Raw genomic sequence first — 15,572 nt, 5'->3', positions numbered from 1 at the left:
AGGCGCTCCCTCCCCGACAGAGATGGCCGCTCGCGGTTGCGCCGGGGAAGCGGGACCGAGAGACGGCGTGGCCGGCCGGAGCAGGAGGCGGAGGCAGCGACGGGAGCGCGACCGGTTCACGGAAGAACACCGCACGGCGGACAGCCGCACGGGACAGGGACGGCACAGGAAGGAACGGCGACCACGTGAGGGGAAACGCGATGAAGGGGCCCGTTGGCAGGGCCGTAAGGCCGTGGGGAGTCCTGCTGTGGGTGACAGCGGCCCTGCTGTTCACACTCACCGGCTGCCAGGGTCCGCCCGCCGAGGTCCCGGGCCGTGTCGGTGAGTTCACCGAGCCGGAGACCTGGTCGTCGTCGGACATGGCCGAAGCCACCCCCTACGACATGGCGATGCCGGACAAGGCCGACATCGACCCCCGGGTGTCCGACCCGGAGCCGGAGGCCGTCCCGGCGGAGCCCGAGCAGGCGCCCTACGTCGAGAACGCGGCCGTCCTGGGCAAGGTGTTCTTCAACACCCCCGGGGGTCGCAGGGTCTGCTCCGGGACCGCGGTGACGGATCCCGCGGACCCCGGCGCGTCGAGCCTGGTGTGGACCGCCGGCCACTGTGTGCACACCGGCCGGACCGGCGTCTTCTACCGGAACATCGTGTTCGTGCCGTCGTACAACAACAAGGCGCTGTCCGGGGTGAGCAGCGCGGACAGGGACACGCGCGAGATCTCGCCGCTGGGCGTCTGGTGGGCGGACCGGGCGTCCGTCTCCACCGGCTGGGCCCGGGAGGGCGAGGAGATCGGCGGGGCGGGCGCGGCCTACGACTACGCGGTCCTGCACGTCCGTCGCTCGGGCGATCCCACAGAGTCCTTGGAGGAAGCGATCGGGTACGCGATCCCGGTGGCGCTCGACGCGCCGACCATCACCAGGATCCCCACGCTCAAGATCTGGGGCTATCCGGCGGAGACCCCATTCGACGGCAATCTGCTCTTCTCCTGCCAGGACCGGCCCGGCAGGCTGTCCATCGCCGAGAAGGACCCGACGCTGTACCGGATCGGCTGCACGATGAACGGCGGTGCGTCAGGCGGCGGTTGGTTCATGGGCCGGGACGACGGCACGCTGGTGCTCGTCAGCAACACTTCGGTGGGCCCGAGCAGTACGCGATGGCTCGCGGGACCCCGTCTCGGCACCGAGGCGAAGAAGCTGTTGAGCACCGTCGGCGCGGACGCGGACGCGGGTTGAGTCCGTCCGCACCCCCAGAGGTCCGAGCTCATCACGGGGAAGCGGCGGGCCGTTCCGTCGGCCCTACCGCGGGCCCCATCCCGAATGTTCTCGGAATCAGCGAAACAAAAGATTTGTTCGACGGCCCTCCGGAAATCCTGGAGGTGTGCTGTTTCGAATACAGCAACGCAGGAACATGACGACCGGTTCAACAAGAATCCGGGCCGGATCCATTGAACTGTCGGCGCGTTCATCGGCGTAGTTGAGAGTGAAGGAGCTCAACCGACAGGGAAACGGTTTACCGATACGTTTCCACCGGCCGGCTCAATTTCGCAGTAGGTCTTCCACACCGAAGGAGTTCGATTCACATGCCGCATCCATCAGATTCCGATCCTCAGCGGCCTCAGGCCAGTTCTTCGGGTCCTCGGCCCGGATCGTTCGGGGCCGCGGCCCAGGCGGTGCACGCGACCATCCGGCTGCGAGGACAGGCTCCGGGCGGACCGGGCGAGCCGCGCAGGGAGGCCGCGCAGCACATCGACAACGTCCTCCGTCAGCACGGCACGTACGGAGAGCCGACCGTCGGACGGGACGTGAGCGAGACCATCAGGGGCATCAGGTTTGCCGCGAAGGAGAGCGGATCCCACAGCGTCCATGAGGCGTTCATGGATCCCGCTCTGACTCCGGCCTACCTCGCGAGGAAGAGCGACCGCGCCGCAGCCGATGCGGGGCACCGCGCAGTTGCCACACGGGAGAGGGCGGGGTACTGGGTACCGGAGCACGGGGCGCGACCGAGCGCGGCTACCAGCGCCGCCGTGGGCGTCCACGAGGAGACCCGTGTGAGGCTCACGAAAATGGTGGGCGCGGCAGTCGACTTCGCGGAGAGCGCGCACGCGCACTCCGCCGGCCAGCAGGACCAGTTCTGGGGCCACGGCGGCCCGGCGTCAGCGCTTCCTCCCGCGCCCACGCATACCCAGCGGCCTCCCACCCAGGAGGAGATCAACGCGCACTGGGCAGCCCAGCAGCGACAGCAGCAACAGCGCGGGTCTCAACAGCAGCGATGAGCTGATCGCCCACGCGGCCGGCCTGGAGCACGGTGGGTTCCCGAGCCCGGCACCGCCACCTGGAAAAGGGTGGCGGTGCCGGGCTGAGCCGTGTGGTGCGGAGTGCCACGACCGGGGCCGGAGCCGCGCAGGACGGTACGAATCCGTCCTGTGCGGGCCCGGCCCCGGTGTCGGTGACGCTCAGCCGGTCAGGGACGCGCTCCTCTGCCCGGTACACCATGAGGTGCGGTGACCATCGGCATGCCGTACGGATAGGTGTGCGGATAGGCGTACGCGTACAACGTACGGCTGTGGCTCGGCGCCGGCGGACGGGACGACGCCGGGTGTGCCACCGGGTACGCCGGATACACCGTGGCGCACTGGCTGACCTGCTGCACGTTGTGCTGCCCATGGGAGACCACGGGCACATTGGGAACTGTGGGTACGTTCCTCGGCGGCAGCGGGGAGGGCGCTATGTTGCTGAGGCTGACTCGACCGGCTTTGGCCTGCGCCCATCTGTCGCGCGCCCACGACTCCGTCCGCGAATCCTCCAGCACGGCCACGGCCCACAAGGGTTTCCATGGCTGCCGAAGGCTCTGCTCGGTCCCGTCGGACCACGTGATCGACGGAGGTTGGTCGTTCCTTTCCGTGTACTGCAGTGCCAGAATCGCGGGCCTCGGCAGCCGTGTCGAGGCGTCGGGCACCAGACCGACCACGCGCGACCTGTCGAACCCGCCTGGATACCAGACTCCCTGGAATTTGCACCACAGAAGATGGTCGATCTCCGACAGGAACAACGTCCCGTCGACTGCATCCGGCATGTGATTTCCTTTCGCACACAAGGCTACGAAGCACCTTCATACGGCTATACGGCGGCCGGTCACGTGGAGTTCTGTGCCGCCCGGGACCGGGACGACGCGTGCCCGGAAAAACGACAGCAGCCTGGCCCGAGTGCGTGGGCCAGGCTGGCTGAGGGGCTGGTCGGCAGGGGTCCGTCGGTCGGTGACCGGGGCCCGGTCAGGCCTCGACTTCGACGTACTGTTCGCCCTGGCCGTTCTCGACGGTCACGGATTCCACCTGGTCCAGGGGTACGGCAGCGAAGCCGGAGAGGTCCGGGCCCGCCCCCGCGGCGCCCTCACCGGGCCGCCCCACCACCCAGCTGCCCGCGATCTCGCGCTCGCCCGACTTCGACCGGACGACCAGCCGGCACTTCTCGCCGGATCGGAGGCCGCCGACCGTCGCTTCGACCCGGACCCAGCCCGTGGCCGGTGTCAGGCTCACTTTCATCGTCGCCCGCGTCGCCGGGTCCGTCGCCGACCCCGTCCAGGCTTCCTCCCCGTCCCCTTCCGCGGACCGGGACGCGAGTGTCTCGGGTGGGGTGTGCGCCTGCCCTGTGACATACCCGGCGCCGAGCAGGGCCCCCGCGAGGACCGCTGCGGCAAGACCCACCAGCACACCCCGGCGCCGCTGACTGACGGCCTCCTCCTCGCGCGCCTGGCGCAACGTCCGCCGGAGCAGCAGATCACCGTCCTCAGGCGGACCCTCCAGGAAGAACTCGGGCGGCACCTCACCGAGTTCGGCCTCCAGCGCCCTCAGATCAGCCAGCTCCACTCGGCATACCTCGCACGCCTCGATCTGTTCCTCCAGCCCGGACCGCTCACCGGCATCGAGAAGGCCCAGCACATGCGCGCCGAGAAGCCCGTCATGGGAGTGCTCCCGCGTCGTCACACTGCCACCTTCCGAAACTGAACATCACTGCCCGACCTGCCCGCATACACCTTGCGCAACGCCTTCAACGCATGATGAGCACGGGACTTGACCGTACCCTCCGGGATACCCAGCCGCACCGCCGCTTCCGCCGCGCTGCGCCCGTAGTAGTAGACCTCCATCAGCACGTTCCGCTGATCGGGCTTCAGTTGGGCCAGCGCCTCCATCAGGACGACCGACTCGACGACGTTCTCGGCGTGGTCCTGCTGCACCGGCACCGTCGCCTCGCTCTCACCCACCTCCGTCGGACGAGCCGCCTTCGCGCGATAGCGGTCCGCCACCAGATTGCGCGTCACCGTGATCAGCCAGCCCCGCAGGGACCCCTGCGGGTCGTTGACGATCTCGGGATGACGCCACGCACGTATCAACGTCTCCTGGACCACGTCCTCCGCGATCAGCCTGTCCCCCGTCAGGCGCGTCGCGTACGCCAGCAACGCCTTCCCGTGCTCGGCGTACAGAGCCCTGATGACCGCTTCGTGACTTGTGGCTTTTGTGGCCCGTGGCCGCAGGATCGCCATTCACTGTCTCCCATGTTTCCCCGCTGGTTTGATAGACACATCGAGCAGTTCGGCCCCGGGGTTCAACGGACGCCGGTGACATGGATCACTCGCCAACCACCCTCTGTGGACAGCGGGTTGTGCCGCCCGGCAGTCCCTCGCAGATGTCTGCGGACATCCGTGGGAGTCATCGGGGCCATGGGCCGGCAGCCCGGAGCGGCGCCGCGGCCCCTTCCCGGTTCGCCGCGATGGAGTGAACTCACTTTCCGCAGCGCGCCGTAGGTGTCGGTACAAGGCAGCCGATCCTGACGGAGCACATGGTGACCAACACGTATCCCCGACACCGGACCCCGGCGGAGCACGGGTCTCCCGCGTCCCGTCGGCGCTTCCTCGCGGTCCTCGGGACCGCCGCCGCCGCGCTCCCGCTGCTCGGAGCGTGCGGGACCGGCTCGGGCGGGGCGGCGGACCCGGACCACCGGGGTCCGGTGGGCGGCGCGCTGCCGCGGGTCCGGGTGTCCCAGGCGGCTTCCCCCGGGCGTGGGGTGAAGCGGACCTCCTTCCCGATCACCGCGGTCGGTGTCACCTGGACCGGGTCCCCGCACGGGGTGCGGCTGCGGCTGATCGACCGGAGCGGCAGGCCGGGCGACTGGCAGGACGTCAGAGCCGGTTGCCCGTGCGGCAAGGACCCCGACATCCTGCGCACCAGGTCGGCGGCGCCGCCGCACCGGGCCCTCGTACCGGCGCGGGGCAGTTACGGCTATCAGCTCGACGTCGACGCCGGGGTGAAGGTCGTCGAGGCGATCGCGATCGACGCCGGGCGGCTCGGGCGAAAAGGGCGCACCACGACGCCGGGCACCCCGTCGACGCCTGCCGCACCGTCCGGTTCCGCGTCCGACGTCGCCTTCCCGCCGCCCGGGCTGCTGCTCCGCGCGGACTGGGGTGCCGACGAGGCGAAGCGGCTGACCGTGGACGGGAAGCAGTCGTCACCCACCCGCTTCACCCCGGTGCAGGCCATCACCGTCCACCACACCGCCACCCCCGTGGACGACCCCGACCCCGCCGCCACCGTACGCGCGATCTACGAGCAGCACGCCGTCTCCAACGACTGGGGAGACATCGGCTACAACTTTCTGATTGATCGTCAGGGAGCTGTCTACGAGGGGCGGTTCAGCGACACAGACGGTATACCCGCGCACAATGCGGACGACGAGGTCGTGACCGCTTTCCACACCTTCGGCTTCAACTCCGGGAACATCGGCATCGCCCTGCTCGGTGACTTCGAGGAGGCGAAGCCGTCGGCCCGGATGCGGGACTCCCTCGTACGGCTGACCGCGTCCCTCGCCGCACGGCACGAGCTGGACCCGCTGGCCGGTGTCACCTATGTCAGTCCCACCAGCGGCAAGTCCACCGAGGGTCCCGCCGTCGGCGGCCACCGGGACTGGACGTCCACCGAATGCCCTGGGGCCGCCACCTACCTGGACCTCACGGACGTACGCGAGCGAGCGGCCGAACTCATCCGCTGACCGTCTCCCCCCTTCCTCCCTCAGCACCCTCCGCCTCCGCCGACCACCGCACGGGCGTGGCCGGCGGGGAGCACCGTCGTGCGCCGAAGCGCTGTCCCGTCCGGACGCCCAAGGAGTGATCATGAGTTGGACGTTCATGGGGTCCGACGGATCGGGTCGGCCGGACACCGAGGAGAGCCGGGCCGACCACCGCACCCAGGTCCTCGCCCTGCACGCCTACGTGAGCCGCCTGCTGCGGGGCGATCCCGTCCGGACCGAGGACATCGTCCAGGAGACGCTGCTGCGCTGCTGGCGCGCCCACGGCAGCAGCGGGGACGGCGACCTGCGGCCCTGGATGTTCCGGGTCGCGCGCAACCTCGTCGTGGACAACTACCGAAGCGCGAGGACGCGCCCCCAGGAGGTCGACGGCGAAAGATGGAAGGAGTACGACGCGGGCGTGAGGGGCATCGAGGAGGGCGTGCTGACGGCGATGATGGTGCGTGCGGCCCTCGCCACGCTGTCCCCGGCCCACCAGCGGGCCCTGTTCGAGGTGTATTACCGTGACCGTACCCTGGAAGAGGCCGCCCAGCTTCTGGGCATCCCGAAGGGAACCCTGAAGTCCCGCGTGCACTACGGCCTTTCGGCCCTTCGGAAGTCCCTCACCCGTTGGCACGTCGAGGAGCCGGCCGCCGCACCGCCGGACGGCCACCGGTGATACGGCGCAACAGGGCTTCTGCGGGGCCGTATCGCCTGCGTACCGACGGGTGTGCGCTGAGCGCGAGTTGAGTGGTCCAGAGCAGCGTGCAGCCGCAGGCCAGAACGGTCGGGCCGACGGTGCCGTAGCGGGCGAGGCCGTAGCCGGTGAAGACGAAGGCCAGTACGGCGGACTGAAGGAGGTAGTGCGACAGGGTCGTACGGCCGGCCGGTGCGAGTGCCGCGGCGATCGCCGGGCCGTACCTGCCGTGCAGCAGTGACAGCAGCGCGGTCGCGTAGGCAGCGCTGAACACGGGCGCGGTGAGGACATCTACCGCCTGACCGAGGTAGTAACAGCGGGCGCCGAAGAAACCGTTGCCGCACATCGCCGTCAGGACGCCGCCCGGCAGGCCGATCAGGAGGCCCGCGGTGAGCAGGCGCCGCCGGACGGGGGAGCCCGCCGTGCGGTGCGCGGGGTCCAGCCATCCGCGGCGGCCCGCGGCGAGGCCGGTCAGCATGGCGGCGAGGAGGTGCGGGCCGTAGAGGAGCGCGCCGGTGAACGCCTGCCGGTAGGCCGCGATGTTGGCGTGCACCACGGAGCCGATGCCGCCCCGGTAGGCCGCGGCCTGCCGCGCCTGGAGCGCCGGGTCGAGGACCTGTTCGGCGTCGTCGAGGTTCAACACCAGGATGCCGACGGCGACGAACACCGCGGCGAGGAGGACGACCAGGACCCCGGCCGTCCACAGCAGGGCTCGTGGGTCCAGCCTCCGCAGCGCGTAGAGAAGCGCGCCGAGAACGGCGTACGTCATGAGGATGTCGCCGGGGTAGAGCAGGACGGCATGGGCGAGGCCCAGGAGGAACAGACCCAGCAGGCGGCGAGCGTGGCGACGGGCGAAGGGCACGCCGTCGCGGGCCGCCGCCTCCTCCTGGAAGACGAAGCTGTAGCCGAAGAGGAACGCGAAGAGCAGATAGAACTTGGTCGTGAACAGGGCCGTGACCAGCCAGGTGACCGTCCGGTCCCACGGCGCCGTGACCGGGCCCGCCGCCAGGCTCCAGGTTCCCGCGAGTACCGGCGCGTTGACCATGCAGATACCCAGCAGGGCGAAGCCGCGCACCACGTCGACCTGTGGAAGCCGGGGCGCCTTCCCCGGCGGCGGGACTCGCCCGCCGCCGGGGGGCTCGGGTGGGGTGCTTTCTCGGGGCCGGGACAGGGGGCGCGGGTCACCGGGTGGGCGGCAGGCGTCGGCGAGGTCGCTCGACGCCAGGGGTGACGGGCGGACCGCTCGCCTCCGGGTGTTCCTCATGGCAACCACCTACGGCTGAGGCACCTCCCACGGTTCACTCACCGCCCCCGGTACCCGGGCGGCGGGAGCGTCGTCAGGCCGGCTTCCCCTACCCCGGGCCCGGTTCGTCGAGGCGGCGCAGTGCGGCGCGGACGGACTCGGCGTCGGGGTGGTCGAGTTCTTCGTAGATCTCCAGCGCCTCGGTCCAGGCACGCCGCGCGTCGCTCGGGCCACCCGCGCTCACGTGGGTGTCGGCCAGACGGTTGAGGCTGCCTGCGATGAACCACGGAAGATTCCGGTGGCCGCGGTACGACTCCAGCGCCCGGTGGTATGCGGTGACGGCCGCGTCGTACTCGCCGAGTCGGTGGTGGGCGTGGCCGACGCTGTTCCAGGTGTGCGCCACGTGGATGTTCTCCCCGAGGTCGAGCCACCTGTCCAGCGCCTCCCGGGTCCGGCCGAGCGCCTCACGGTGGCGGCCCAGGCGGGACAGGCTCCAGCCGACCGCGTTGAGCGCGGCGGCCACGCCGGTCCTGGCTCGCTCGTCGCCCGGGTCACGGCGTTCCTGGGCCTGGTAGAGCAGCAGGGCCTGCCCAGAGGCGTGCAGGGCAGCTTCCGGATCCTCCTGCTGATCGGCCACCCAGGCGAGGGTGACGTAGCACTCGGGACGGTCCTTTCCCCCGTCCGCCAGGGCGAACAGTTCAATGGACTGTTCGACGCGGTCCCGTGCTTCCTGGAGGTGCCCGAGTCCACCGAGGGCAACACCCAGACCGTGGAGCGCGTCGGCTTCGGCGGCCCGGTCGTCCAGTCGGCGCGCGGCGTCGAGTGCGGCGAGGCGCAGGGCCCGCAGGTCGTGCCACCGGCCCCGTTCATGCACATGGTTGGCCATGGACCAGGCGAGTTGCCAGGTGTGGCGGTCGAAGTGGTGGGCGGCGGTGGCCCCGACGGCCGCGGTCAGCACCAGGAACTCGGCGTTGATCCAGGCTCTGGCGCGGTCCGTGTCGGAGCCGAGATCCTCAACGGGTACGCCCTCGGCCGCAGGCCCCAGTTCGATGAGCCGCCGGGTCGGGTTGAGCAGCGCGACAGCCTGGTGGGCGGTGTGCAGATAGTGGTCGAACACGCGCCGACGGGCCGCGTGCAGCTCCGTGGCCGGTTCCCGCTCCTCGGCGAGTTCGGTGGCGTAGGCGCGGAGCAGGTCGTGGGAGGCGTGACGGCCCGGCGCGGTCTCGGTCAGCAGGTGGGCCCGGAGAAGTTCGGCGAGTGACCGGCGGGTACGCGGAAGGCTGAGTCCGGCCAGTCCGGCGGCGGCGGACAGGGTGGTGTCAGGGCCGGGGTGCAGGGCGAGCAGCCGGAAGAGCCGGGCCGCGTCAGGGGTGAGCGCGTGGTACGACCAGGAGAACACCGTTCGGACGTCGGCCAGGGCGTCACCGTTCTCGAAGGCCCCCAACCCGCCAGCGCCGGACCGCAGTTCATCGACCAGCGCGCTCAGCGGGAAGGCCGACCGGATGGCCGCGCGGGCGGCGGCGACCGCGAGCGCCAGCGGCAGGCGGGCACACAGGTCGATGATGGCGCCGACCGCGTCCGGTTCGGCCGCCACGCGGGCCGGACCCAGGCGTCGGGCCAGCAGCGCACGGGCCTCCGGTACGGAGAGCACGTCGAGGTGGACGGGGACGGCGCCGTCGACGGCAACCAGACCGGAGAGCTGGTCGCGGCTGGTGACGATGACCAGGCAGCCAGGTTCTCCGGGCAGCAGGGGCCGGACCTGTGCGGCGTCACGGGCGTTGTCGAGGAGCACGAGCACGCGCTTGCCGGTGAGGAGGGTGCGGTAGCGGACCGCGAGTGCTTCAGTGCTTTGAGGCAGCGCCCGGGGGTCGGCGCCCAGGGATTCCAGCAGGGTGCGCAGCGCGTCCTCGTGGCTGACGGGCAGGGCGGCGGGTTCGAAGCCGCGCAGGTTCAGATACAGCTGCCCGTCGGGGAAGCGGTGGGCCACCTGTCGCGCCCAGTGCACCGCGAACGCGGTCTTGCCGACGCCCGCCATACCGCCGACCGCGCTGACGACCGCCGTGCCTCCGGTGGACAGCTCCCGGACCATCCCCAGTTGGGCGTCACGGCCCACGAACACCGGTAACGAAGGCGGCAGTTGGGTGGGGATGACCGAGGGCGGTCCGGAGGCGGCGGGCGCGGACCGCTGGTGCGCGGTGAGCAGGCCGGGATCGGCCCGCAGGACCCGCTGGTACATGGTCTGAAGCGCCGGGCCGGGGTCGACCCCCAGTTCCTCGGCCAGCAGCAGCCGTGCCTCGCGGTAGCTGTCGAGTGCGGCGGCCTGCCGGCCCGAGCGGTACAGGGCGTACATCAGCAGTTCCCTGAACCGCTCGTCCAGAGGGTGCTCGGCGACCAGTTCGGTGAGGTCGGCCACGGCCTCGGTGTGGGACCCGAGGTCCAGTTCGGCCGTGATACGCCGCGCCTGCGCGGACAGCCGCAGCTCGTCGAGCCGCTGTCGCTGGATCCGCGCGTACTCACCGCGGATCCCGGCCAGCGCGGTCCCCCGCCACAGCCGGAGCGCGTCGTGCAGTTGCTGTGACACGCTCGCCGGATCGCCTGCCTGCCGCGCCCGTTCGGCGCCGGCGAGCAGGTCGCGGAACGCGCCGAGATCCGTCCGGGCCGCCGAGGTGGGCAGTTGGTAACCATCGCCGACGGAGCGGATCACGGACCCGATGGTGGCGTCTTCGGGTTCGACGGCCTTGCGCAGCCGGTGGATGTAGGTCCGCAGGACGCCGGCCGAGGAAGCGGGCGGCCCGGCTCCCCATACCGCCTCGGTGAGTTCGGCCGCACCGACCTGCGCGCCTTCGGCGAGGAGCAGCGCAGCGAGGACCGCCCGCTGCTGAGGCGTGCCGAGTTCGGCCTCCTCGGCTCCGCGCCAGCCTCTGACAGGACCCAGCACACTGAACCGCAGCTCGCTGTCCAACCGGTCTCCTCCTCGGTGTTACGCGGCCCGCAGCACGGCGGTCAGGGTCTGACACGAGTCCGCACGGCAAGCTCCGACTGCCGCGGGGCGAGGCTCGTACGGAGTGCGCTGCGCCGGGACACCGAACTCTAGTAGCCCAGTCGTGGTGCTCCATTTACCCTGCCCACAGAGCCTTTTGAGCCTTTTCGGCTCGGTGACGTCGAGGTCGGTCGGGGCGTAGGCGAGGAGGTAGGGCGATCTCCACGACGGGCAGCCCGGCCGCGGCCCAGTCGTAGATCCGTGTTCCCTGACATGTGGAGAACCACGGCTGGAGTACGAAGCCGAACTTCCTTGGTGGAAAGCTTTTCACTGCCGACAAGGCGGTCGACCGGAGGGACGTCGAGGAACCGTGTCCCGCGTCGGCCGAGCCAAGCGGCCTCCAGTACGTCATGAGCGTGCCGGCGGTTCAAAAATTCCAGGCAGGATTCCGATTGAACCCTTCACTCGCCTCCGGCGTAGCTACATTCGAAAGCATGAGAACTTGAACAGTGGAGGACGGAAAATGAGCGGAAACTCATCGGACGACGCCCTGGCGGCTCAGTTCCGCGCAAGCGACGCGAAGCACGACGCGCTGCTGGAAGCCGCGTACAAGGCCAGCCAAGCGGCCACGAAGAGGGTGGCGGACAATACGCAGTTCCAGCAGTCCGCAGACCTGCGGACCAAACAGATGGTGAACCAGTACGTGTACGGTACCGCTCACCACCCCGCCGCTTCTTCGGGTCAGAAGCGCTGACCCAGCGGATGTGAGGAGTCTTTTCGGCGACCTTTCAGAGGGTCGCCGAAAAGGCTCACTGCCGCGACTGACGCTTCCCCATGTCCTCATCAACGAGCGATCAAGCCGACAGTCACATGATCAACCCATTTTTGCTAGAGCCATTTAGTCTGCCGCGCCGCCTCTACCAGAAAGCGGCGCGACTGCAAGAAGAGATCAGTTAGACACTCCTGACTTCCGGGACCGTGCACCGGTGGAGGCTGCGCGAACGCTGTGCCGGACGTCGCGGGCGAGGATCTGCAGGACTTCCGCGGATAGTTCGGCTGCTTCCGTGGTCGCCAGAACTGCCGCTTCCGCCAGGACGCGGCGCACACGAAAGTTACCGTCCCGTGCCAGTCGCAGGGCTGTGTCCCTATGGCGGGCGGGATGACGCATGCACAGCACCGCGCCCGCCTGACGGACACCGGCATAACTGTGTGCGGCAAAGACACCAGGGTCGATCTGGGATGTAACGTCATGCGGGAGTCGGGACAACGTCATGGCTGCATCATGAAGGATCTCGTTGTCATGCTCTGAGAGCAGACTGATCGCCCGGACGCGTACCCAGACGTGGTCCTCAGGTTCAGTGGCGGATACCTCAGTCAGCCGTAGCCCCTTGCCGCGGAGCGACGCCGACCCCCCGGAGAACTTGAACGAGCTGAGCGGGTGGGAACTACCGGTCACTTCTCCGTCCAGATAGCTTCCGTCGCGCCTTCCGAGTGCGTACTCCTTGGCTACCAGGAACGTCTGCCGTTGAACTTCGATCGGCAGGTCGATGACCAGGTTGCCGGCACCAGTAATGGCATCCTGCCGCGCCATGGCGATCTCTCGAGGGTCTGCTGCGATGTCCATGAGCCTTTCGAGGCACGTCTTGCGTGCATTGATGTGGAGGCTGCCAACCAAATAGGAGTCTTCCACCAGCCTCGTGCCAAGCTCGGCGTGGCCTGGTTCCGGGGCGGATCGTCGCAGGATGCGGTCGCGCGCCTTCTCGGCATTTTTCAATACTGCTGGATACTCAGGAGCAATGGCCATTAGTGCGATGTCAGCCAAATACAGGCCCTTGTCATCAAGTTGAGACACCCGTGCGCGAAAAGAAATAAGATCCTCCCGCTCCGTTAGTAGCTCGACCACCTCATCATCCACGACTAGTTTCAGCGCCTTGTCGACCCCGCCATCTGTCAGGTCGAAGAGTCGTGTGAGGGCATTCGCTGTGAGGCAGGAGTGGGCCTTGGCGATGGCAACACACCCCGTTGCGTGTCCGTCGTCGGAGAAGTGATATTGATGAGGTCCTCGTGGCACATCAGCGGCAAGCAGGTCGAGGAGAGTCTGGGCCTGATCCGGTGTTCCTCTCGCCCCAAGAGAACAGGCGCTGCGTGTGGCCTGATGGGTGAGGTGCCGAAGTGGGGATTCCATCAACTCGCCCATTCTGCCGCGTTCAGTCAGAGCCAGCAGTGCGGTGAGATGGGCGGCGGCCGCATCGTCATCGAGTAGGTCGGCCTGCGCCGCGATCAGTGCCGCACGGGCATGCAGCGTCCACCACGGCGCATCACTCAGAGGGCCTACTGGCAAGATGTGATCATTTTTACCTGCAATCTCTTCCAGCTTCTTCGCCCGGCCCGCGAGTTGGAAGTACTGGGCAGCCATATTCAGCTCGCCACTGTCGCGGTAGAGGTCTCCGAGGAGCGTCAAGGCCTCGGTCTCGCTCGCCCAGTTGCCCGTGATGACTGTGTCGGTGAGCCAGCGCCGGGCGGACAGAGCCGCTTCGACAGGCTTGCCTGCTACCACGGCCGACAATGCCTGTTCCCTGGGAGAACGGACCCGGCTAAGAAGTCGGCCACGGCCTGTGGTGCGCAGAGCTTGCGCCAGTCGATGTTCGTCGTCGATGTCAGATGTGATCGGACCGTACTGGACGTTCACAGCCCGTATGGCATACAACCAGTCGGCGGCGTCCTCGGGAAGCCCAGCGTTGATGGCCTCGTGAACCGCGTCTCGCCAGCACTCCACTGCTGATTCTGCGCGCCCTTCAAGAGCGCAACGGCGTGCCTCTCGTGCGTTGATCAGCGCTGCGTGACGACCTGGCACTTGGTGGTACCGGGCCAGTTTCCTGAGCGCAATGCGCTCAGAGTCGTCGTACTCGGCTCGCACTAGACGCAAGCGCATGACGGCATCTTCTGTGACGCGTTCGACCTGGCCCGAGCTCTCGGAGCGTGCGTACTCGATCGCAGCGTCGATGACCGGGGCGAAGCTCTTCAGACTGTCCGAGTCTGTGACCAGGAGGTTCTCGGCCGCCAGCAGGACGAGTAGGGGCTGGTACGCGGGCTCATCAGGCACGGTTTCACGCAATGTCTCGACCAGGGTCGCGGCGTGACCGAGAGGGTGGAAGGCGCTGTCAACGGCTGCGCGCACCAACTGGACGTGGCGCTGCACATTAGCGCCCGATGATACTCCGGGGGCCGCATCCTCTTGGGCCAGTTCACGAATCCGGTGAATGAGCTTCCTCGGTTCATCCCGAATTCCGTAGTGCAACGCAGCGACCGCGAGTTCCGCTGCGAGAACGATGGCTTTCTCCGTGTGCCCGGTAGCGACGAGCGCGTCGAGTTGCTTGCCGCGCAGGATGGCAGCATGTCCGCGGAAATCTTCGCTATCCAGTCGGCGCGCCAACTCACCATAGAGCCGAGCGGACTCTTCCGGAATTGTCGACACCTGTTCGTCGGCTCGCCGCAGGATGGACACGACATCACTTGTCCGCAATGGGCCGACGAGGATCTTGTCTGCCCATTCCTGACGGTCCGGCAACGGCACGGGCACCCCCGGCAAAGGTGCTCCTGTGCAGAAGGTCTCCGCAGTCTCCCGGGTCCAGAACCGGGCGACCACGTCGCCGAGATAGCGCAGATACTCGTTGATCTGTTCGGAGCCCCACAGCTCAAGATCCAGGTCGTCGTGCGCGTTCTGAAGCTTGCCGAGTTCGTCTTCCAGCTGGGTTGTGCGAGTCTCGGCAGAGGTGGCAATGATGAGTCTTCGAGCGTCGAACGGACGCTTGCCTGTTGTGAACTTCGTGACGGCCGCCCTCAGGTCAGTAGTAGTGAAGGTCTGATAGTCCTTGCACTGCACGACGGTGTAGCTACCGTCCGGTTCTCGTCCAGCCAAGTCAATGCCGTGTTGGGCCTGCCCTTCGACGCCGTAGCGGCGAAACTTGGTTTCCCTCAAGCCTCGTACCCCACGGCATACCGCGACGAGGAGCTTCTCGAAGCGGTCCCAGCCGATGTGCAGATCGAGGTCTTCGCCTGGCGGAGCATTACCCGGGCGCCCCATTGACGGCGGGGTACTGAGTGCAGGATCTGCGGCGCAGGATTCCCAGCGCTCCTCTACGGCGTCAGCCGCTGCCGCAGGGGGCGAGTCGGGGACGTGCGGTACGTGGTGATGCTCATCGGAGTGGGGCACGGAGTTAAGTGTCGCGCGCGCTGCTGACATCAGGCGCCCGCCGAACCTGGCCGCCCTCGTCCAATGCGTCCGCGCTCTGGGTATACGTACAGATGAAGTCGACCCACACTGAAGTACGGGCTTGCACCGAGATAGCAGTCAGGCTTCGGCCCCGCGAACGCATGAGGTAAGAAACATCTGTGCCCAAATCCACCCCGGACCACCATCCAGCACGCGTTCATCGCCCTCGCGCCGCCCGATGAGGCGAAGAACGAGCTGGCACACGCGCTGAGCCCTGCCTGCGCCGCCCATCCGGACCTGCGTTGGAACCGCATCGAGGACTGGCACATCCCCCTGGCCTTCCTGGGCGAACTGCCGGCGCAGACCGTCCAACGGTTTCGTTCACCCCT

Annotated in this window: 11 protein-coding genes; 5 read left to right on the top strand and 6 right to left on the bottom strand. The window is 68.4% G+C overall.

What is annotated here, in order from left to right; all coding sequences use genetic code 11:
• Window positions 1–200: 200 nt before the first annotated feature.
• Window positions 201–1,229, top strand: coding sequence for a trypsin-like serine peptidase (locus ACFVH5_RS00305; protein WP_385830807.1), 1,029 nt, complete (start codon window positions 201–203; stop codon window positions 1,227–1,229).
• Window positions 1,230–1,576: 347 nt separating this feature from the next.
• Window positions 1,577–2,269: a hypothetical protein gene (locus ACFVH5_RS00300; protein ID WP_385830806.1), complete on the top strand. Its 693-nt coding sequence runs from the start codon at window positions 1,577–1,579 to the stop codon at window positions 2,267–2,269.
• A gap of 188 nt (window positions 2,270–2,457) precedes the next feature.
• On the opposite strand, the gene ACFVH5_RS00295 is transcribed toward ACFVH5_RS00300, so the two are convergent.
• The 3 genes from ACFVH5_RS00295 to ACFVH5_RS00285 form a co-directional block, all read right to left on the bottom strand.
• Window positions 2,458–2,676 carry a hypothetical protein gene (locus ACFVH5_RS00295; protein ID WP_385830805.1) on the bottom strand — a complete coding sequence of 73 codons (219 nt, stop codon included), beginning with the start codon at window positions 2,674–2,676 and terminating at the stop codon, window positions 2,458–2,460.
• A gap of 589 nt (window positions 2,677–3,265) precedes the next feature.
• A complete protein-coding gene (locus ACFVH5_RS00290; RefSeq protein ID WP_385830803.1) occupies window positions 3,266–3,976 on the bottom strand; it encodes an anti-sigma factor in 711 nt (236 codons plus the stop codon).
• Window positions 3,973–4,533, bottom strand: coding sequence for a sigma-70 family RNA polymerase sigma factor (locus ACFVH5_RS00285; protein WP_385830802.1), 561 nt, complete (start codon window positions 4,531–4,533; stop codon window positions 3,973–3,975). The genes ACFVH5_RS00290 and ACFVH5_RS00285 overlap by 4 nt, the downstream gene beginning before the upstream one ends.
• 296 nt (window positions 4,534–4,829) lie before the next feature.
• On the opposite strand from ACFVH5_RS00285, the gene ACFVH5_RS00280 reads away from it, so the two are divergent.
• A complete protein-coding gene (locus ACFVH5_RS00280; protein ID WP_385830800.1) occupies window positions 4,830–6,035 on the top strand; it encodes a peptidoglycan recognition family protein in 1,206 nt (401 codons plus the stop codon).
• A gap of 121 nt (window positions 6,036–6,156) precedes the next feature.
• A complete protein-coding gene (locus tag ACFVH5_RS00275) occupies window positions 6,157–6,729 on the top strand; it encodes a sigma-70 family RNA polymerase sigma factor (protein WP_385830799.1) in 573 nt (190 codons plus the stop codon).
• On the opposite strand, the gene ACFVH5_RS00270 is transcribed toward ACFVH5_RS00275, so the two are convergent.
• Both ACFVH5_RS00270 and ACFVH5_RS00265 read right to left on the bottom strand, forming a co-directional pair.
• On the bottom strand, window positions 6,674–7,822 hold the full coding sequence (locus ACFVH5_RS00270) for a DUF418 domain-containing protein (protein WP_385830798.1): 1,149 nt from the start codon (window positions 7,820–7,822) through the stop codon (window positions 6,674–6,676). The two genes, ACFVH5_RS00275 and ACFVH5_RS00270, sit on opposite strands and share 56 nt — an antisense overlap.
• Window positions 7,823–8,099: 277 nt before the next feature.
• Complete coding sequence (locus ACFVH5_RS00265) at window positions 8,100–10,952, bottom strand: BTAD domain-containing putative transcriptional regulator (protein ID WP_385830796.1); 2,853 nt, start codon at window positions 10,950–10,952, stop codon at window positions 8,100–8,102.
• 541 nt (window positions 10,953–11,493) lie between these two features.
• Between ACFVH5_RS00265 and ACFVH5_RS00260 the strand changes: the two genes are divergently transcribed.
• Window positions 11,494–11,724 carry a hypothetical protein gene (locus tag ACFVH5_RS00260; protein WP_385830795.1) on the top strand — a complete coding sequence of 77 codons (231 nt, stop codon included), beginning with the start codon at window positions 11,494–11,496 and terminating at the stop codon, window positions 11,722–11,724.
• Window positions 11,725–11,919: 195 nt separating this feature from the next.
• Here ACFVH5_RS00260 and ACFVH5_RS00255 read toward each other — a convergent pair whose 3' ends face one another.
• Window positions 11,920–15,183, bottom strand: coding sequence for a hypothetical protein (locus ACFVH5_RS00255; protein ID WP_385830794.1), 3,264 nt, complete (start codon window positions 15,181–15,183; stop codon window positions 11,920–11,922).
• Window positions 15,184–15,572 lie beyond the last annotated feature (389 nt).

This window comes from Streptomyces sp. NPDC127119, assembly GCF_042677425.1.
Classification (GTDB): domain Bacteria; phylum Actinomycetota; class Actinomycetes; order Streptomycetales; family Streptomycetaceae; genus Streptomyces.
Note: the sequence above shows the minus strand (reverse complement) of the source record. Positions and strands in the feature narration are given on the sequence as shown.

Coding starts and splice junctions, on each gene's coding strand:
- ACFVH5_RS00305 (WP_385830807.1), top strand. CDS start 201: ATGAAGGGGCCCGTTGGCAGGGCCGTAAGGCCGTGGGGAGTCCTGCTG.
- ACFVH5_RS00300 (WP_385830806.1), top strand. CDS start 1,577: ATGCCGCATCCATCAGATTCCGATCCTCAGCGGCCTCAGGCCAGTTCT.
- ACFVH5_RS00285 (WP_385830802.1), bottom strand. CDS start 4,533: ATGGCGATCCTGCGGCCACGGGCCACAAAAGCCACAAGTCACGAAGCG.
- ACFVH5_RS00280 (WP_385830800.1), top strand. CDS start 4,830: ATGGTGACCAACACGTATCCCCGACACCGGACCCCGGCGGAGCACGGG.
- ACFVH5_RS00275 (WP_385830799.1), top strand. CDS start 6,157: ATGAGTTGGACGTTCATGGGGTCCGACGGATCGGGTCGGCCGGACACC.
- ACFVH5_RS00260 (WP_385830795.1), top strand. CDS start 11,494: ATGAGCGGAAACTCATCGGACGACGCCCTGGCGGCTCAGTTCCGCGCA.